Genomic DNA, 17724 nt, shown 5'->3' on the forward strand with positions numbered 1-17724 from the left:
GCTCATTGTGACGGCCCCGTGCGACGGGGGCCAGGGGTTTTGCCTCGGCCGGCCGGACCCGCACGGTGCCGCGCCCACAGCGCTCGTGGACCCGCGTCGTGCCTGCATGTGGCGGTGGCTCCGGGGGCAGGTGAACCTCATGGGAATATTGAGGCGTTGGGAGCGCGTGGTGGAGGACTGCGAGAGCGCACTGGTGGCCAAGATCTTCCGCACCGAACCGGTCCAGTTGCTCGATGCCCTCCGGCAGGAATGCGACGGCCACGCGCTCGTGTGCAGCCAGAGCCGAGTCCTGGTACCCAATGACTACACCGTCGAACTCGCGCAGCACGTACACGATGAACTGGCGGCCCGCGGCGGAGAGGTGGGCCGGCAACTGACCGATGTACTGGCCCGGCACGCCGTCGACCGCGGCTACGAATGGGCGGGCCCGCTCACTGTCCATGTCACCACGGCCGAGGTGCCGAACGGCCGGTACCGCGTTTCGAGCGCGGCCCTCGCCCACGTTCCCGCCGATGCGGCCGGTCCCCGGGGAGCCTGATCAGGAAGCCCGCCCGGAACGCCGGTCGGCGCCGGGTTCTCTCGCGCCGCCGCCGCTTCGCTCTTCATGACCGAGGGGACGGCCGTCCCCGCGTGACCGCGGATGTGCGCGGGGACGGGCCGCCTACTCGGGGTTGCTGCCGACGGCTACCGGTGAACTGCCGCTAGCCGTACGGGGTTTACAGCGGCCGGGCCCACAGGTCGTACTGGAGGCCCGAGCCGTCGCAGAAGGGGTCGGCCCACTTGCCGCTGCTGACGAGGTCGGTGCCGGCCTCCTGGCAGCCGCTGAGGGTCCAGAACTTCTTGCCGGTCCACACGGTTCCGGGCGGGCCGTCCATCGGCTTGACCTGGTGCTGTGTGGAGGGGGCGGCCGGCGCGGCGGCCCCGGCCCCGGTGGCGGCGTGGGCCTGGGCGGCACCACCCAGTCCGATGACTGTGAGGGCGGCAGCGGCGACCGCGGTGCTGAGAATTCGCCTGTTACGCATGTGTTGTCCTTTCCCCGTAGTCAGGGCCCCTTGCGGGCCCGTCACCCTGCACACGGACGACGCCCCCTCGATGTATGACACCCCCTCATGTGGCGTGCGTCACACTGCTGCCGGGGTTCGATGGAGGGCGCCCTTCGTGCCGCGCAGCTCCGTGAAGTGCCATGGCTGAAAAGGGATTTGACGGCTGGTCAGCGCTCTGGGACCGGCCCCTGCGCGTCTGATAGGGAAGTGTGCCGTGGTGCCCGATTTCGCCCGCCGCCTCGAAGGTGGCGTCGAGGGGGCGTCATGGCGGGGTGGCCGGCGTGTTGCGCAAGTTTCGGGAGGTATGGGTGTGATTGGGCGAGCTGCCCCTACCTGCGGATTTACCTGTTCTTTTCAGGGTGTTGGCCGGAGACGCTTGCCTTGGAAGTGCGGGCATGGATAGCGTAACCAGCACCTAAAGCTTTCTGGACAGCTTTAGTGAAAGCTAAAACATCGTTCCGTCCCGGGTGGGGGAGAAGTATGCAGATCAAGGTTGCGGTGGCGTATCACAGTGGATACGGCCACACCGCAAAGCAGGCGGCGGCCGTCGCGGCCGGCGCGGAGAAGGTCCCCGACACCCAGGTCCGCCTGGTCTCCCTCGCCGAGCTCAACGACGAGCTGTGGGAGGTCCTACAGGAGTCCGACGCCCTGATCTTCGGCACGCCGACCTACATGGGCGGCAGCAGCGCCGTCTTCCGTGCGTTCGTCGAGGCCACCAGCCAGGTCTGGGGCGACAACATGCGCTGGAAGAACAAGATCGCGGGCGGCTTCACCAACAGCGGCAACATGGCGGGGGACAAGCTCAACGCGCTGATCGACATCGCGCTGTTCGCCGCCCAGCACGGCATGGTCTGGGTCGGCCTCGCCGAGTACGGCGGCTGGAACACCTCCTCCGGCAGCCCCGAGGACCTCAACCGGCTCGGCAGCTGGCTGGGCGCCATGTCCCAGTCCAACAACGACGAGGGTGCGGACGTCACCCCCTGCGCCAGCGACCTGCGCACCGCCGAGGCACTCGGCCGCCGGATCGCCGAGACCGCCCACATCCACAAGGCGGGACGCGCGGCCGTCGGGTTCGACGAGGTGACCGCCTGACATCCGGTAAGCCGCACTGAGGCAGCTGCGAACGGGGGGGACCCGATGAACAGCCGTCAGGAGTCTGCGGTGTCTCCTGCGGACGTGCAGTCCGGGGTGCTGCACCGCGGCATGACCAGCCGTCACGAACTCATCGGGACGACGGTGGCCGGGGCCGAGGAGGCCCGCGTCGTGGGGGCGCGGGCACCATGGCCGGGATCGTTCCCGGCGCCCCTTCGGGCGACCCGGCCCGCTCCTTCCGTATCGCAGCCCTCCACCGCGGGGTCTTCGGGCTCCAGCCCGCCCGGGGCAGTTCGCCGTCCGGCGGCCCCGGAGCCCCGCACCCCGGCCCGGGGAGTGAACGGGCCGTCAGCAGCGCGCCGCCGAGGAGAGCGGCGGTCCGCGCCGCCCTCCCCGGGCCGGCCCCGGGAAGTCTCCGCCCGGCGCCCTCCGCGTCCGGCACGGCCCCCGACGCCGTGACGTCGCCGCAGGGCTCCGCGAGGTCTTCCTCGTCCGGCCCCCGACCGTCCCGTTCCCGATCCGCCGCAACACCGGCCGGGGCCCGATGAAGCCCCACGGTGCCGTGCGGTCCGGGCGGCCGGTGCCGACCTGGCGCCGCGCGGCGGGCCTCGCCCGCGGCCCGCAGCAACGCCACTTCGGGGGCCCGTCCCCCGGAGTGAGGTACCACGGCCGCCATGGCGTGGCACCCCTCCCGCTCGCCCTCGCGGCGCAGCCGGAGCCGGCGCGCCCCCGGGCGTTTCGGCTCCCACCGGTCCCGGCCGGCTGAAGCTCGTCCCCGTTCGGCAGTCCCAACACCTTTACCGTGCCCGCGGCCCTCGCGCGTACGGAATGCCCTGGCCGCGCACGGGCTGTGCGGCCGTTCCCTGCCATCCCGAGGAGATCAGCCATGTTCAAGACCACCACCGACGCCGAGCTGGCGGGCAACCCGATCGATGAGGTGATCGGCTCCACCATCCGCTACGCGGCGCTCACCTCCGCCGCCAAGCTCGGCATCTTCCGGACCCTGGAGGAAGACGGCCCCAAGACCCTCGACGAGCTGGCCGCCGCGATCGGCGCGAGCACGGACGGCACCCGCGCGGTGGCCGACGTCGCCGCCGTCCTCGGCTGGCTGACCCTGGAGGACGGGCGCTACCGCAACGGCCCGATCGCCGAGCGCTGGCTGGGCAAGAACGCCGAGTACGACTTCACCCCGGCGCTGCTGTGGGCGTACGAACTCACCAACGTGATGTGGGAACTGCCGCAGGCCGTCCGGGACGGCAAGCCCGCCCAGTCCCTCTGGGAGCGCTGGGCCGACAACCCCGAGGCCGGACGGGACTTCTCCGCCTACATGCGGGTCAAGTCGCGCCTCACCGTGCAGCCCATCGTCGAGGCCGTCCCGCTGCCCGAAGGGGCGCGGCGCCTCCTCGACCTGGGCGGCTCGCACGGCCTGCACTCCATGGCCATGTGCGAGCGGCACCCCGAGCTCTCCGCCACCATCCTCGACCTGCCCGAGGCACTCGCCGACACCGGCGCCGCGATCGAGAAGGCCGGGCTGTCCGACCGGATCACCCTCCAGCGCGGCAGCTTCCTCAGCGGCGACCTCGGCACCGGCTACGACGTGGTCTTCCTCTTCGAGATCGTGCACAACCACACCGACGAGGAGAACCGGGACCTGATCGCGCGGGCCGCCAAGGCGCTGCGCCCCGGCGGCCGGATCGTGGTGCTCGAAGACGTGCGCGGCGAGCAGCTCGAGGAGCACAACGCGGCCTTCTCGCTGGCCATGTACGCCTGCTCGGGCGACCGCACCTACAGCGAGCCGGAGATCTCGGGCTGGCTCAACGACGCGGGGCTGAAGTCCGTCGAGCGCATCGCGCTGCCTTCATCCGTGTCTCTGGTCGTCGGCACCAAGTAAAGCCGGCAGCCGGGGAAGGGGGGAGCACCGTGCAGATCGATCTGGCACACCGGTCGACCAGCTCATGGCTGGACGCCGCGGACCTCGCTCGTGAGGTGTACGCCCAGGCATACGGCGCCGATGTGGCGCCCCGGCCCGACTCGTTCATCGTCGCCCGGCCGGCCTGCGGCGCGGCGGAGGAACCCTGCGCGCCACTGGCCTGCGCGGGGCTCACCTTCGGCAGCGACCAGGAACTGTTCTCCGAGCGGTACCTCGACACCGGCGTCGAGGACGCCGCACTGGCCCGTCTCGGAGCCACGGTGGACCGCAGGCGGGTGGTGGAGGTGGGGGCACTGGCCACTCGCCGCGCCTCGGTCGGCCGTGAACTGATCAGAGCCACCCCGATCATCGCCTGGTGCCTGGGCATGGAGTACATCCTGTGCACGGTCACCCGGAGCCTCATCACGACGCTGGACCGTACCGGCATCTCCTTCGTGCCGTTCGGCCCCGCCGACCCGCGCCGGCTGTCTCCCGACGAGGCGGCGCGCTGGGGCACGTACTACGAGCAGGAGCCACAGGTCGGCGTCATCCCGCTGAACGCCCTGGACCGGCTGTTCTCCGACGCCACCGGGCGCTACTCCGTCACCGATCTCCAACTGAGCATCAGCGCCATGGAGGTGGCCGGCCATGCTGGGCATTGAGCAGAGTCTGGTCAGGTTCGGTGAATCCGCGCGCCCGCTGGTCGAGGTGCTGGGGGAGGACGGCACCACGGCCAGGACCCTCAGCTACCAGGAGGTGACGCGCCGGGCCGCGGAGCTCGCCGAGCGGATCGGACCACGCGAAGGACGCCCGCTGCGCATCGGTGTGGTCTGCGGCAACACCCCGGAATACGTGGTCGCCGACCTCGCACTGATCGCCGCGCGCGCCACCGAGGTGCCGGTCCCGCTGGCCTTCTCCGCAGAGCAGGCCGCCGGTCTGCTGGAGGAGACGGATCTGTGTGTGGTGGACGCCGCCGGGCAGCAGCGGCTGACCCAGTGGGGCAGGGACCGGGTCCTGCGCCCGGACTGCACGGTGCTGCCGCTGTCCACGGACGGGCCCGTGCCGTCCGTGCCCCTGGTGCTGCCGCCGGCCGCCGCCGGGGGAGCGGACTGGGAGTGCAAGATCATCCACACCTCCGGGACGACCTCGCGTCCCAAGGGGGTACGGATCCGGGCGGCGGCCCTGAACGAACTGCTGGGCTCACTGCGGTCGGTGATGCCCGGCGGGGCCTTCTCCCGCTATCTCTCCGTCGTCCCGTTCAGCCTGCTCATCGAGCAGGTCACCGGCCTCTACATGGTCCTGCTCGACGGCGGGACCGTGGTCCTGATGCCGCCCGGCAAGGCCCTGGTCGGCACCGCGGCGGCGGCCCCGGCCGACGTCCTGCCGTATGTGACGGCCGCCCGCCCGACCGCGATGGTCGCCACGCCCGCGCTCGTCGACGCCTTCGCCACCGCCGCGGACGAGGCCGTGGCGAGCGGAGACGCGGTCGCACCGGCCCTGTTCGGCACTCCCGGCGCGCCGCTCATCTGCTGCGGCGGGGCGCCCGTGCACCCGGAGCTGCTGCGGCGGCTGGAGGATCACGGGCTCCCCGTGCACGAGGGGTACGGACTGTCCGAGAACAGCTCCGTGGTCAGCTGGAACACCCCGGACGCGCGCCGGCCGGGCACCGTGGGCCGGCCGCTGCCGCATGTCCGCGTCCGGACCGCGGACGACGGTGAACTCCTGGTCAGCAGCACCTCGTTGTTCGCCGGCTACACCCGTGACGACCCCTCCAGCCTGGTTCTCGACGCCGACGGCTGGCTCCGTACCGGCGATCTGGCCCGGATCGACGAGGACGGCTTCATCAGCATCACCGGACGCAAGAAGAACGTCATCATCACCGCGGCCGGCCGCAATGTGGCACCCGAGTGGGTCGAGGCGCAGTATGCCCAGCTCCCGTTCGTCCGCGCCGTCGCCGTGATCGGTGACGGGCTCACCGCCCTCCACGGACTCTTCCTCGTCAAGGAGTCCACCGACCTCGCGGCGGCCGAAAAAGCCGTCCGGGAGTTCGGCGAAGCGCACCTCTCCGAGGTGGAGCGGATCGCCGTGCCGCATCTCACCGTCGCCGACGAGCGCCTCTACCGCCGGTTCTTCACCGTCACCGGACGGCCCATGCGGGCAGCCATCCGCACCGCCCTGTCCAACGGAACGCTGTACGACCACCAAGGAGCAGACGCATGACCACCATCGCTGATGTCGAGCCCTACGGGGCCGCCACCGGCCGGCTCGTCCTGCCCACCGGGGACCGGTCGCTCGGTGCACTGGACCCTGCATGGGTCACCGGGCTGCTCGCCGACGCCGGCTTTCTGCTGTTCCGGGGTTTCCGCACCGACCTGGAGGAGTTCACCTCCTTCGTGAAGGCGCACTCCAGCCGGATCACCCTCGACCCGGCGCGCTCCTTCCACGGCGGCGAGGTCGCCCAGAAGGTGGACGCGGGCACCGTCGCCGTCGGCCTCCATCTGGAGAACGGCAACAGCCCGTTCGGCCCCGACCTGACGTGGTTCCTGTGCGAGAAGGCCGCCGCCAGCGGCTCCCAGACCACCGTCTGTGACGGCTACCGGGTCTGGGACGCGGCGAGCGACACCGCCCGTGAGGTCTTCGGCGTCAAGGACATCATGTACAGCCGCCGGGTGGAGGAGCCGAAGTGGAAGGCCTTCGTCTGCCACCAGACGGAGGGCCGCAAGGCGCTCGACGACGTCACCTTCGCCGATATGAAGGACCTGGTGGGCGGCAGTGTGTCCACCACCCTCCAGCTCAACGACGACGGCTCCATCCACTACGCCTACCGCGTCGGCGCCGTCCACTCCACGCTCTTCGGCAGCCGGCTCTCCTGGGCCAACAGCGTCTTCGGCCCCTCGTACAACTACGAGGCCCCGCGCATCACCTTCGCCGACGGCACGGAGATCCCCCAGGAGCTCCTCACCGAATTCCGCCGCCTCACCGAGGAGCTGACCGAGGAGCTGGACTGGCAGGACGGCGACGTGGCGCTGATCGACAATACCCGGGTGATGCACGGCCGGCGCGAGATACTCGACACCGACCGGACCATCTACAACGCGCAGAGCTACCTCGCCCCCGCGTTGCTGGCCGCCGTACGGGACGGGAGGGCACAGGCATGACCACCGCCACCACCGGACTCGCCGACCCGCGGGTGGGCGCCGTCCTGGACGAGATCGCCCGGACCGCCGAGCGCAATGACCCGGACGTCATGAAGCGGGCCTATGCCACCGCGGCCGACTGGCCGCAGCCGCCCACCGCGCAGGAGGCGGCCGAGCTGTGCGCCCAGGCCGCGCTGCCCGTACACCCGCAGGTCGGCACCTTCCTCTACCAGCTCGTACGGAGTCTGCGCCCGGCCCTCGTCGTGGAGTTCGGCACCTCCTTCGGCGCCTCGACGATCTATGCGGCGGCCGCCCTGCGCGACAACGGCGCCGGCCGCATCATCGGCTCGGAGCTGCACCCGGGCAAGGCCGACCGGGCCCGCAGCCACCTGGAGCGCGCCGGGCTCGCCGACTACGCCGAGATCCGGACCGGCGACGCCCGGGAGCAGCTCGGCACGCTCCCCGGGCCGGTCGATCTGCTGCTGCTGGACGGCTGGAAGGAGCTCTACCTCCCGGTCCTCAAGCTGCTCGAACCGCAACTCCGCACCGGTGGCCTGGTCGTCTCCGACAACCTGCCGATGCTGCCGCCGGAGTTCACCGACCATGTCCGCACCGCCGGCAACGGCTATCTCTCCCAGCAGCTGCCGCTGGGCGACGGCATCGAGTTCTCCGTCCGCCTCCAGGAAGCCGCCTGACACCGGCGCCGCCCGGCTGCGCGAAGCCGCCGCCGGCCGCGTCACCCCGTCCGCACGGAAAGGGCACCGAACACCTGTGAACCCCCGTACCCACCGCCGCACCCTGCTCCGCGCCGGCGCCGCCGCGCTGCCCCTGGCGGCCCTGGCGCCGGCCGCACAGGCCGACGAACGATCCGAACGGCTCACCGCCGCCCAGGTGTCGAGCTGGACCGACGCCTATCTGGAGACCTGGCGGACCAAGAACGACAAGGCCGCGGTCCGGCTGTTCACCCCGGACGCCGTGTACGAGGCGGTGCCCGGCGTGGAGGCGCAGACCTTCCGCGGCCGCGACGCCATCGGCCGCTACTGGCGCGAGATCACCGCCGGCCAGAGCGAGATGACCGGCCGTCATGGCACCCCGGTCGTCACCGGCAACCGGGCGGCCGTCGAACTCTGGGTCACCCTGCGGGCCCCCGCCCTCAACCCCGACGGCGAGCACTGGGTCACCTTCCTGGAGACCAACTTCCTGACCTTCGCCCCCGACGGCCGCTGTCGGCGCAACACCGAGTACTGGAACCTCCAGATGGGCCGCCTGGCACCGCCGCCGGGGTGGGGCACTGCATGACCCCCGCACGCCTGCTGGTCACCGGTGGCCGGGTCCTCAGCATGGACCCGGCCACCGGTGAACTGCCGTCCGCCGACATCCTGGTGGCGGACGGCCGGATCATCGAGGTACGCCCCGACATCGACCCCGCCGCGGCGGACGAGCGGATCGACGCCCGAGGGTGCCTCGTGCTCCCCGGCTTCGTCGACACCCACCGGCACATGTGGCAGGCGGCGCTCCGCGGCAGCGGCGCCGACCAGACCCTCGATCAGTATTTCGCCACGGTCCTGCACACCCTGGCGCCCCGGCTCAGCGCCGACGACCTCCACCTGGGCAATCTGCTGAGTGCGCTGGGTGCCCTGGACGCGGGGGTGACCACCGTCCAGGACATCTCCAATGTCGACAAGCCGACCGAGGAGCACACCGACGCCCTGCTCGACGCGCTCACCGCCTCCGGGCTGCGCAGCGTCTTCGCCTACGGCCAGGGCACGGCGCGGGACGCCCGCCGTATCCGCGGCGGCCGGCTGCACGGCGGGGACGGCCTGGTGACCATGGCGCTGAACGCCGAGTTCGGCAGCGACGAGGGCACCCGGAACAGCTGGGCCCTGGCCCGTGAACTGGAGGTGCCGACCGCGCTGCACGTCCGGGGCGGCCGACCCGTCTCCCGGCTGCGCCGCCTCGGCGTACTGCGCCCCGGGACGGTGTTCATCCACGGCACCGGGATGGACGCCGGCGAGCTGGAGCTGATCCGCGACAGTGGTGGGGCGCTGTCGGTCGCGCCCGCCATCGAGATGACCATGGGCCACGGACTGCCGCCGTTCGCCGCGGCGGCGGCCGCCGGACTGCGTCCCAGCCTCAGCGTCGATGTCGAAGTCGCCGCTCCGAGCGATATGTTCACGCAGATGCGGACCGCCTTCCAGGTCGGTCGCTTCGCCGCGCTCCAGGGCCACGCGGGCTCCGACGCGCCGTTGCTCACCACCCGGGAGGTGCTGGAATTCGCGACGCTCGGCGGCGCCGAGGCGCTCGGGATGGCGGACCGGATCGGCTCCCTCACCCCGGGCAAACAGGCGGATCTGCTCGTGCTGCGGACCGACCGCCCCGGAGTGGCGCCGGTGCACGACGCCACCGCGGCCGTCGTGTCGTCGATGGACCGCGCCGATGTCGACACCGTGCTGGTCGCCGGGCGGATCGTCAAGCGCGCCGGGCGGCTGGCGTACGCCGGGCTGCCGCGGCTGCTGGACCGGGCGGAGGAGGTGCGCGACCGGCTGACCGGCCGCTGACCTCGCGTCAGCGCCGGATCAGCACGCCCTCCTCGATGGCGGCCAGCGCGATGCGCAGCTGCTCGCTGAGGGCCTTCGCCGTATGCTCCGGAATCCGGTCGACGAGCCGGGCGTGCACGGCGGTGGTGGCGCGCACCGCCGCCTCGGCGGTCTCCACCCCGCTCGGGGTGAGCTGCACCCAGCTGCTGCGCGCATCGTCCTCGGCCGCCGCGCGGGTGACATAGCCGGCGGCCACCAGACGCTTGATCACATTGCTGGTCCCGCCGGAGGACAGCAGGAGTGCGTGCGTGAGGTCGGTCGGCTTGAGGCGGTAGGGGGCGCCGATCCGGCGGAGGGTGGCCAGGACCCCGTATTCGGCCTGGGTGAGCCCGAGTTTCTCCAGCTCGGCGGCGGCGGCGATATCAAAGGCCGAAACCAACAGGGCGGTCCTTTTGGCCAGTTCCAGGGGAAGACCGGCGATTTCGGGCAGTTCGTGTCCCCATGCCGAGATGATCTCGTCTACGTGGTCAGGCTCCACTGCGAACCGCCTTCCCTCTTCCCGATGCTCAGTACAAAGATATCCCACCCTCCGTACAGGCATGTTCTGACCTGGGGAGACTGTGTGCTTGCCAGATGTGGACACTGTGAAAAGCTTTCCATCTACCTTTCAATATAGCTTTTCCCAATGCTTTCTCTCTATACTTCTCTAATGTTCACATGTGCGCCGAGACGTGCCCTGGCCATGACAGCGGTCCTGTTTCTGGCCTTGACCAGCGCCACCGCCTGCGCCGGTCGTAGCGCGGAAAAGGCCCCACAGGGGAGCGCAATGGCGGAAAACCGTCGCCCCGCCGAGGGAGGAACCACCGAGAAGGGAACCGTCGCCGTGCGAGAGTTCAGCGCCACACCGGACCGGCTGCCGTCGTGCTTCCACGGCGTGGCGGGCGCCACCGCGTACCGCCCGTCCGGTTCCTCGGGAAAGGGCCGCCTGGTCACCCTGGGCACCGGCCCCCGCGGGGTGGTCTTCGCCCCCATCTCCTGGGGCGACGCCTGCGAATGGGCGGCCGAGGCCAAGCGGCTCGCCGCCGGCGGCTATCACGTGGTCACCCTCGACTGGGGTGCGGACCGCCGCCGGACCATCTCCGACGCGGACCGCCTGCTGCGCTCGCGCGGCGCCAAGGACGTGGCGTGGGTGGGCGGTTGTATGGGCGGCAACCTGATGCTCGGCATGCTCACGGACCGCACCGACCGCCCGGCCGGTGTCGCCGGTATCAGCCCGCTCGCCTCATTGGGCGGCTACTCCGCCGGGAGCGGCACCTCGTACGACGGGGAACTGCTGCTCCTGGGCACCGCCGACGACCCGCTCTCCGACGAGAAGCGGCTGCGCGAGGTCGCCCACAGCTTCCCGGAGGCCGAGGTCACGGTCCTGCCCGGCACCCGCCACGCCGCCGAGATCTTCGCCGGGCCGCACGGTACGGCGGCCCGCCGCAGCCTCGACGGCTTCCTCGACCGGACCTTCGCCCCGGCGGACAGCTGAGCATGCGCCGCCGCAGGGCACCGGCGGTGCGAGCCCGCTGTGGCCCGCACCGCCGGGAACCCCGCCGTATCAGCGGTGGGTGGCGAAGTCCTGCGTCCACCAAGGGCCGTTGCTGCTGAGATTGACGCCCACACCGGTGGTCTTGTAGGAGCAGTTGAGGATGTTGTCCCGGTGGCCCGGGCTCTTCATCCAGCCGTCCAGCGCCGTGGCCGGGTCCTTGGGGCTCTTGAAGATGTTCTCCGCCCAGCTGCCCCACGGGTACCCGGCCTTGGTCATCCGGGTACCGGGGTCGACGCCTTCCGGGGTGTTGTGGTCGTAGAAGTTGCGGGCCGCCATGTCGTCCGAGTGGGCCTGCGCCGCGCGCTGTATTCGGGCATCGACGGTGAGCGGGCCACAACCGTGCTGCGCCCGCTCCTTGTTGACCAGCTCGACGATCTTCTGCGCGTACCGCGCGGCGGTGCCCGTCGCGGCCGGCGCTCCGTTCGGCGTGGCGGCTCCCGCACCGGAGTCGACATGCGGCGTACGGGGCGCCGTGTGCTGCTGGGCGCTCCCGGAGCCGCTGCCGGGACGGCTGGCCTTCGGCCGGGGTGAAGTGTGCTTCTTGGCGTGCTTCTTGGCCTTGGACGGGGAGGCCGAGGGCTTGCGGGGCTTGGCCGAGGGCGAGGCGTCCGGCGTCGGGGGAGCGGAGACCTTCGCCGCGGGCGCCGACGGCTCGGACGCGTCCGCCGCGAGTGCCCGGTCGGCTCCGGAGTCGGGGCGCATCAGCACCACGGACGCGCCGCCCACGGTGACCACGGCCGCCACCGCCAGCAGGGTGGCCTTGCGCCGGGGAGCGCGGCCGGCGCGGTGCGAACCGCCGGTCCGCCCGTGCCGGCCGCCCGTCCCGGCCCCGCCGGAACGCCGGCGCGTACCGGACTCGCTCGTCCCGCGGCCGCTCCCGGCCGGAGTCTCGTCGTGGCGCTCCGTCTGAAGGTGGTCGTAGTTCATGGTTCCGTTTCCTGTGGGGGACAGCGATCCGCCGGCCCGCGGAGCCCGGGAGACCCGTTGGTTTCGCGGCCGACACAGGGGAGAGCACGGGGCCGGCACCCGATAACGAAAAGCGCGAAAACTTTTTTCGCGGGCCGTCGGCAGGCCGGATCGCACGCGGCGTGAGCGGGTCGGGACACCCGGAGTGCAGCGCGGACGCAGGCCGGGGAACACGGCTCCTCGCGACCCGCGTAGGTTTTCGTTATCGCGGCCGGTGCGCGGGGTCTCCGGTGTGCGGGGGCTACGGGTACGCACGAAGGAACAGGAACGAGTGGCGTGAAGCAGGAAAACGGGACGGCGGCCGTCGAGGCAGCCAAGGCCGGGGACGAAGAGGCCCGGGAGCAGCTGGTCGCCGCCTACCTGCCACTGATCTACAACGTCGTGGGACGGGCGCTGGACGGCCATGCGGACGTCGACGACGTGGTGCAGGAGACCATGCTGCGCGTCCTGGAGTCGCTGGCCGATCTGCGGGAGCCGGCGTCCTTCCGCTCCTGGCTGGTGGCGATCGCCATGAACCAGGTACGCCGCCGGTGGTCCAACGCTCGTAAGACCCCCGTCGTCGGCCTGGAGCAGGCTCCGGAACGGGCCGACCGTTCGGCCGATTTCGTGGACCTGACCATCCTGAAGCTGGGGCTGTCCGGCCAGCGCCGGGAGGTGGCCGCGGCCACCCGCTGGCTGGACGAGCGGGACCGGTCGCTGCTGTCCCTGTGGTGGCTGGAGGCCGCCGGCGAGATCACCAGGCCGGAGCTGGTCGCCGCCGTCGGCATTGATTCCCGCCATGCGGCGGTCCGGGTACAGCGCATGAAGGAGCAGTTGGAGGCCGGCCGCGTGGTGGTCCGCGCGCTCTCCGCGACGCCGCTCTGCCCCGAACTCTCCCAGCTCACCGCGGCCTGGGACCAGGAGCCCTGCGCCCTGTGGCGCAAGCGAATAGCCCGCCATGCGCGTCAGTGCACGGACTGCTCCGGGCACTGGGACGGTCTCCTGCCCGCCGAGGGCCTGCTGGCCGGTCTCGCCCTGCTGCCGCTTCCCTCGCACCTCACTCCGCCGCACGTCCTGCCGGCCCCGGCCGCCGCGACCGTGCAGACGACCTCGGCACCCCCGCCGCACCACGCCTCCGGTACCTCCGGCGCGCACTCCGTGCCGCCGCGGCCGCCCCGGGGGAAGACGGGCCCGGTCGTCGCGGGCGCCGCCACCCTCGTGGTGGCCGTCGGCGCCGCCGTGTGGTGGGCTCCCGGTACGTCCCCGGAGAAACAGCAGGCCGAGCCGAAGGTGACCCGCACCGTGGCCTCGCGCACCCCGTCGCACCGCCCCACCCCCACCCCCACCCCCACGCCGACCCCTTCCCCGTCGCGCTCCAAGACCGCACCCCCCACCCGGTCCGCCACCCCGACTCCCACCCCCTCGGCCACCCCGCCCGACCTTGAAGAGCAGGCCACCGCACTCATCAACCAGCGGCGGGCGCGGGCCGGCTGCGGGCCGCTGCGGATCGACCGGCGACTGCACACCGCGGCGCAGCGTCACTCCGCCGACATGGCGGCGCGCCAGTACTACGACCACCAGGCCCCGGACGGCACCGGCCCCGACGACCGGATCACTGCCACCGGCTACCGGTGGAGCAGCTGGGGCGAGAACCTCGACCGCGGCCCGCGGACCGCGGCCGGGGCGGTGAACGACTGGATGGGCGACCAGATGCACCGCGACAACCTGCTCAACTGCGCCTACACGGACGTCGGCATCGGCGTCGTCCAGGGCTCGGGCGGCCCCTGGTGGACCCAGGACCTCGCGGCACCGCGCTGACCTTCGCGGCCGGCCGGAGAGGGCAACGGCCGCCCGGAGCCCGTCGGATGGCCTGGACCACCGGCGCCGGAATGCCCTGTGGGCCGGCAGCGCTGCACCTTGACGGAGAAGTATTCCGTCGCACACAAGGAGAGCACCGCATGACCGACACCGTGCAGGAGTGGCAGCTGGCCGCACGTCCCGTGGGGCGGCCGGTGCCGGGGGACTTCCGGCTCGTGGAGCGGGAGTTGCCGGCACCGGCCGAAGGGGAGGTGTGGGTCCGCAACACCTTTCTGTCGGTGGACCCGTATATGCGGGCGCTGATGAGCGCCGAGGAGACGGGGAGCCTGGCCTATGACTTAGACCGGCCGATGACGGGCGGGGCGGTCGGCGAGGTGGTCGTCTCGCGGGCGGCCGGTCTGTCGCCGGGGGACCTGGTCCTCAGCGACCTCGGATGGCGCACCGCCGCGGTCGCGCCGGCCGGACGGTTCACCAGGCTGCGGCGCATCCAGGGGGTACCGGACTCCGCGTTCCTCGGCGTCCTGGGGATGCCCGGACTGAGCGCCTACGTCGGGCTGACCGAGATCGCGGGGATGCGCCCGGGGGACACGGTCTTCGTGTCCGGCGCGGCCGGGGCGGTGGGTAGCCTGGCCGGGCAGATCGCGCGGCTGCGCGGGGCGAAGACGGTGATCGGCAGCGCCGGATCGGCGGCGAAGGTGGAGTATCTGACCGGCGAACTCGGCTTCACCGCCGCCTTCAACTACAAGACCGGCCCGGTACGCGAACTGCTCGCCGAGGCCGCCCCGGACGGTATCGACGTGTACTTCGACAACGTCGGAGGAGACCACCTGGAGGCCGCCATCGACGCACTGCGGCCGAACGGCCGGGCCGCGCTGTGCGGAGCGATTTCCGGGTACCACGACACCGAACCCACGCCGGGGCCGCGCAACATGATCGAGCTGGTGAAGAAGCGGATCACGCTGCGCGGTTTCGAGGTCGGGGACCATGCGGGTCTCCAGCCGCGCTTCGCCGAAGAGATGGGCAGCTGGCTGGCCGAACGGAAGGTCACCTTCCGCGAAACCGTCGAGAACGGCATCGCCCACGCGGTGGAGACCTTCCTCGGGCTGATGAACGGCCGCAACACCGGAAAGATGGTGGTGCGCATCTGACGGCGCCGGACCGCGCCTGAGTGCCGGAGAAGACGCAGCCCCGGCCGCCGGGTGGGCGCGCGTTGAGCGGCCCGCCCGGCGACCGGGGCGGTGTGCGAGGAGCTGGAGGGGCGTACTAGGGCGCGATGTGCCAGGTCAGCGAGCGGGAGAGCAGTTTGCGCAGCGCCGGGTCACGGACCGCCTTCGTACGGTCGGTGGCCCGTGCCGTGACCGTGTGGGGGCGGCCGTCGGCCGGTACGCCCAGGGTGCGCGGGACGACCGAGGTCTTGCCGCGCGCGGCCTTGCGTTCGCGGCCGTCGACGGACCACGTCAGCTGCGCGGAGGCGGCTGCGGTGACCCGGATGCGGGTTCCTCGGGACAGTGCATGATGGGTGGAGACCGGGCTGCTCAGCACGCTCGCATAGCGGTAGAAGCCCGCGATCATCGCCTCGCGGCCGGGGAGGTTGAACTCCCGGCCCAGGGTCCGCATGATCGAGTTCTCGGTGGGACGGTTGAGCCCGTACTGGTAGTAGCCGCCGCCCTCGAACGCGCCCACCGCGCCGCCGTCCGGCGACTGCTGGCCGATCCAGCGGTACCACTTCTGCTGCTGAGCGGTCATCTGGTCGGCGGAGAGCTTGCTGAGGTTGGCCTGGGCGGGCTCGGGTCCGGTATAGGTTCCGGACTGGCCGTAGTCGTACTCGTCGGCGAGCTTGCCCAGCGAATGACCGGTTTCATGGACCGCGATCTGGTCCGACTGGTCGTTGTCGGAGGAGGCGGTGGCGATCCCGTCGTAACCGACCTGTGAGGAGACGTCGTTGTAGCCCGCACCGCCGTACTTGGTGGAGTTGGAGAGGACCACGACGAGGTCGGCCGCCGGGGCCTTGGAGGCGTACGACTCGACCTTGCCGGTGTCGACGCACAGCAGCCGCTCGGTGCCGTCGCAGAAGAACGCGGAGTCCAGGGCGGTGTCGCGGACCACGTCCTTGGTCGGGTCCCCGGAGACGCCGGACTCGTTGGAGACGGCGTCGACGGCCCAGACGTTGAACAGGCCGCGGTATGCCGCGTACGGCTCCACGGCGGAGATCTTGGCCCACTTGGCGCGGACGTCGGAGTGGAAGTCCTCCTGCTGGGCGGCGGTGTAGCCGTCACCGACGAAGACGACATCGAGCTTGCTGCCGACCGGGCCGCTCTGCACGATCGAGGTGACATCGCCGTCGCCGGCGGCGATCGCGGCCTTCTCGGACGGCGCGAGCGGCTTCGAGGCCGGGACGGTGGTCTGCCGTGGGTGGCCGTCCGCGCCGCTGAAGTACTCGACGTGCTGGGTGCGTGCGGCACGCGGGGGCGGGGTGGCGGTCTCCGCGGTGGCCGCGGCGGCCGTCGCGGCCACCGCCACCGCGGCGATGCCGACGGACACCGCGGTGCGTATGCGTGGGGACATGCGTCTGCGGTGATGTCCGGAGGTGTTTCTGCGCATGGGGGGTTCCTCCCGAAGCCCGCCGCAACGCGGCGGGTTGAGCCGAAATCAGGCGCGCTCAACGTAGAGGTTCCGGGGGCTCCAGGCAACGGATGGTGCGTAAGTGGCACACCGGACAGCTGAGTTCGGGACACGGGAGGGGTGTGGAGTCGTTCCGGAAGGACAACTTCCGCTCCTGGTAAGGGACTTGTGCGAAGGCATCTGCGCCCGGTCCGGGACCCACCCCCGGCAGCCGCCTCGGCACCCGCCCGCCGTCCCGTCGGCCCCGACGGCCCGCCCCGTAAGGGACGCCCGGCGATACGTGTAAGGGGCGTTGCGGGAGAGGGGGCGAGCGCGGGGGCGTGTGCGCCTGGCGTGGTGCGGTTGTGTATATGTCCGTGTTTTGTCACACCAACATGGATTTCTTCCGCCAAGGCGTGACGGGCCGTCACTCTGTGGGGGCCCGGTCAAACCGGCCGGGAGTCCGGTTTTTCGGCGCCCTGAACGTGGCGCCTTTCACAGGAGGTTCGATGTTCCGTAACGCTTCGCGTGTCGCCATGGTGGTGCTGGGCTCCGCCGCCCTGGCAGCCACCGCCGCCCTCCCGGCCAGTGCGGATGGCCACCATCGCCACACTCCGCAGCACTGGCGGCCCGCCGTGGTCCTGGGACCCATCCAGTACGACAGCCCGGGACGCGACGACCGTTCCAACCGCAGCCTCAACGCGGAGTGGGTGACGGTGCGGAACACCGGCCGCACACCCGTCAACCTCAAGGGCTGGAGCCTGTCCGACAAGAGCGGACACGCCTACCGCTTCGGCAACCTGCGACTGGCCGGCCACAGTCAGGTTCGTGTCCACACCGGCTACGGCCACGACAACCGCTGGGACGTCTACCAGGACCGGCGCAACTACGTCTGGGACAACGACCATGACCACGCGACCCTGCGCAACGACCACCGCCGGGTCGTCGACCAGGTGCGCTGGGGACACGGTCACCGTCACTGACCCGTGCGGCTCTGACCGGTGAGGGAGGGAGCGCCCATCTCCCCCTCACCGGCCGCCGCCCCGAT

17 protein-coding genes are annotated in these 17724 nt (G+C 71.6%); 13 read left to right on the forward strand and 4 right to left on the reverse strand.

Going from position 1 to position 17724, the window contains the following annotated elements:
• Positions 1 to 139: 139 nt before the first annotated feature.
• On the forward strand, positions 140 to 538 hold the full coding sequence (locus AC3EUV_RS23255; RefSeq protein WP_435603798.1) for a DUF3662 domain-containing protein: 399 nt from the start codon (positions 140 to 142) through the stop codon (positions 536 to 538).
• Between the two features lie 178 nt (positions 539 to 716).
• Here the strand turns inward: AC3EUV_RS23255 and AC3EUV_RS23260 are convergent, their stop codons facing one another.
• Complete coding sequence (locus tag AC3EUV_RS23260) at positions 717 to 1022, reverse strand: hypothetical protein (RefSeq protein ID WP_435603799.1); 306 nt, start codon at positions 1020 to 1022, stop codon at positions 717 to 719.
• Between the two features lie 501 nt (positions 1023 to 1523).
• Between AC3EUV_RS23260 and AC3EUV_RS23265 the strand changes: the two genes are divergently transcribed.
• From AC3EUV_RS23265 to AC3EUV_RS23300, 8 genes are all read left to right on the forward strand, one after another.
• A complete protein-coding gene (locus AC3EUV_RS23265; protein WP_398822322.1) occupies positions 1524 to 2135 on the forward strand; it encodes a flavodoxin family protein in 612 nt (203 codons plus the stop codon).
• An 886-nt stretch (positions 2136 to 3021) separates the two neighbouring features.
• Positions 3022 to 4026, forward strand: coding sequence for a methyltransferase (locus tag AC3EUV_RS23270; protein WP_432142264.1), 1005 nt, complete (start codon positions 3022 to 3024; stop codon positions 4024 to 4026).
• 29 nt (positions 4027 to 4055) lie between these two features.
• On the forward strand, positions 4056 to 4706 hold the full coding sequence (locus tag AC3EUV_RS23275; protein WP_432142265.1) for a thermostable hemolysin: 651 nt from the start codon (positions 4056 to 4058) through the stop codon (positions 4704 to 4706).
• Entirely contained in the window at positions 4693 to 6264 is a 1572-nt protein-coding gene (locus tag AC3EUV_RS23280; protein WP_432142266.1) for an AMP-binding protein, read from the forward strand. Before AC3EUV_RS23275 ends, AC3EUV_RS23280 begins: the two co-directional genes overlap by 14 nt.
• Positions 6261 to 7202 carry a TauD/TfdA family dioxygenase gene (locus tag AC3EUV_RS23285; RefSeq protein WP_432142267.1) on the forward strand — a complete coding sequence of 314 codons (942 nt, stop codon included), beginning with the start codon at positions 6261 to 6263 and terminating at the stop codon, positions 7200 to 7202. Before AC3EUV_RS23280 ends, AC3EUV_RS23285 begins: the two co-directional genes overlap by 4 nt.
• Positions 7199 to 7876 (forward strand): O-methyltransferase, encoded by a 678-nt coding sequence (locus AC3EUV_RS23290; RefSeq protein ID WP_435603800.1) that lies wholly within the window; start codon positions 7199 to 7201, stop codon positions 7874 to 7876. The genes AC3EUV_RS23285 and AC3EUV_RS23290 overlap by 4 nt, the downstream gene beginning before the upstream one ends.
• Before the next feature lie 76 nt (positions 7877 to 7952).
• Complete coding sequence (locus AC3EUV_RS23295; RefSeq protein ID WP_435603801.1) at positions 7953 to 8480, forward strand: nuclear transport factor 2 family protein; 528 nt, start codon at positions 7953 to 7955, stop codon at positions 8478 to 8480.
• Positions 8477 to 9739 carry an amidohydrolase family protein gene (locus AC3EUV_RS23300; RefSeq protein ID WP_435603802.1) on the forward strand — a complete coding sequence of 421 codons (1263 nt, stop codon included), beginning with the start codon at positions 8477 to 8479 and terminating at the stop codon, positions 9737 to 9739. Before AC3EUV_RS23295 ends, AC3EUV_RS23300 begins: the two co-directional genes overlap by 4 nt.
• A gap of 7 nt (positions 9740 to 9746) precedes the next feature.
• Here the strand turns inward: AC3EUV_RS23300 and AC3EUV_RS23305 are convergent, their stop codons facing one another.
• Complete coding sequence (locus tag AC3EUV_RS23305) at positions 9747 to 10256, reverse strand: MarR family winged helix-turn-helix transcriptional regulator (RefSeq protein ID WP_435603803.1); 510 nt, start codon at positions 10254 to 10256, stop codon at positions 9747 to 9749.
• Between the two features lie 288 nt (positions 10257 to 10544).
• Here AC3EUV_RS23305 and AC3EUV_RS23310 point away from each other — a divergent pair, with 288 nt between their 5' ends.
• Positions 10545 to 11252: an alpha/beta hydrolase gene (locus AC3EUV_RS23310; protein ID WP_432142271.1), complete on the forward strand. Its 708-nt coding sequence runs from the start codon at positions 10545 to 10547 to the stop codon at positions 11250 to 11252.
• Between the two features lie 69 nt (positions 11253 to 11321).
• Here AC3EUV_RS23310 and AC3EUV_RS23315 read toward each other — a convergent pair whose 3' ends face one another.
• Positions 11322 to 12239, reverse strand: coding sequence for a CAP domain-containing protein (locus tag AC3EUV_RS23315; protein ID WP_435603804.1), 918 nt, complete (start codon positions 12237 to 12239; stop codon positions 11322 to 11324).
• Positions 12240 to 12554: 315 nt separating this feature from the next.
• Here AC3EUV_RS23315 and AC3EUV_RS23320 point away from each other — a divergent pair, with 315 nt between their 5' ends.
• Together AC3EUV_RS23320 and AC3EUV_RS23325 are read left to right on the forward strand one after the other, a co-directional pair.
• Complete coding sequence (locus tag AC3EUV_RS23320) at positions 12555 to 14075, forward strand: sigma-70 family RNA polymerase sigma factor (RefSeq protein WP_435603805.1); 1521 nt, start codon at positions 12555 to 12557, stop codon at positions 14073 to 14075.
• Between the two features lie 140 nt (positions 14076 to 14215).
• On the forward strand, positions 14216 to 15223 hold the full coding sequence (locus tag AC3EUV_RS23325; protein ID WP_432142274.1) for an NADP-dependent oxidoreductase: 1008 nt from the start codon (positions 14216 to 14218) through the stop codon (positions 15221 to 15223).
• Between the two features lie 115 nt (positions 15224 to 15338).
• On the opposite strand, the gene AC3EUV_RS23330 is transcribed toward AC3EUV_RS23325, so the two are convergent.
• Positions 15339 to 16640: a M64 family metallopeptidase gene (locus AC3EUV_RS23330; RefSeq protein WP_432142275.1), complete on the reverse strand. Its 1302-nt coding sequence runs from the start codon at positions 16638 to 16640 to the stop codon at positions 15339 to 15341.
• Positions 16641 to 17185: 545 nt separating this feature from the next.
• Between AC3EUV_RS23330 and AC3EUV_RS23335 the strand changes: the two genes are divergently transcribed.
• Complete coding sequence (locus AC3EUV_RS23335; protein ID WP_432142276.1) at positions 17186 to 17659, forward strand: lamin tail domain-containing protein; 474 nt, start codon at positions 17186 to 17188, stop codon at positions 17657 to 17659.
• The last annotated feature ends 65 nt before the right edge of the window (positions 17660 to 17724 follow it).

The organism is Streptomyces sp. bgisy130, from assembly GCF_057708345.1.

Excerpts from the sequence above, each read along its gene's own strand:
- AC3EUV_RS23300 (WP_435603802.1), top strand. The coding sequence starts at position 8,477 with ATGACCCCCGCACGCCTGCTGGTCACCGGTGGCCGGGTCCTCAGCATG.
- AC3EUV_RS23325 (WP_432142274.1), top strand. The coding sequence starts at position 14,216 with ATGACCGACACCGTGCAGGAGTGGCAGCTGGCCGCACGTCCCGTGGGG.
- AC3EUV_RS23280 (WP_432142266.1), top strand. The coding sequence starts at position 4,693 with ATGCTGGGCATTGAGCAGAGTCTGGTCAGGTTCGGTGAATCCGCGCGC.
- AC3EUV_RS23290 (WP_435603800.1), top strand. The coding sequence starts at position 7,199 with ATGACCACCGCCACCACCGGACTCGCCGACCCGCGGGTGGGCGCCGTC.
- AC3EUV_RS23310 (WP_432142271.1), top strand. The coding sequence starts at position 10,545 with ATGGCGGAAAACCGTCGCCCCGCCGAGGGAGGAACCACCGAGAAGGGA.
- AC3EUV_RS23260 (WP_435603799.1), bottom strand. The coding sequence starts at position 1,022 with ATGCGTAACAGGCGAATTCTCAGCACCGCGGTCGCCGCTGCCGCCCTC.
- AC3EUV_RS23330 (WP_432142275.1), bottom strand. The coding sequence starts at position 16,640 with ATGTCCCCACGCATACGCACCGCGGTGTCCGTCGGCATCGCCGCGGTG.
- AC3EUV_RS23265 (WP_398822322.1), top strand. The coding sequence starts at position 1,524 with ATGCAGATCAAGGTTGCGGTGGCGTATCACAGTGGATACGGCCACACC.
- AC3EUV_RS23255 (WP_435603798.1), top strand. The coding sequence starts at position 140 with ATGGGAATATTGAGGCGTTGGGAGCGCGTGGTGGAGGACTGCGAGAGC.
- AC3EUV_RS23315 (WP_435603804.1), bottom strand. The coding sequence starts at position 12,239 with ATGAACTACGACCACCTTCAGACGGAGCGCCACGACGAGACTCCGGCC.
- AC3EUV_RS23285 (WP_432142267.1), top strand. The coding sequence starts at position 6,261 with ATGACCACCATCGCTGATGTCGAGCCCTACGGGGCCGCCACCGGCCGG.
- AC3EUV_RS23335 (WP_432142276.1), top strand. The coding sequence starts at position 17,186 with ATGTTCCGTAACGCTTCGCGTGTCGCCATGGTGGTGCTGGGCTCCGCC.
- AC3EUV_RS23270 (WP_432142264.1), top strand. The coding sequence starts at position 3,022 with ATGTTCAAGACCACCACCGACGCCGAGCTGGCGGGCAACCCGATCGAT.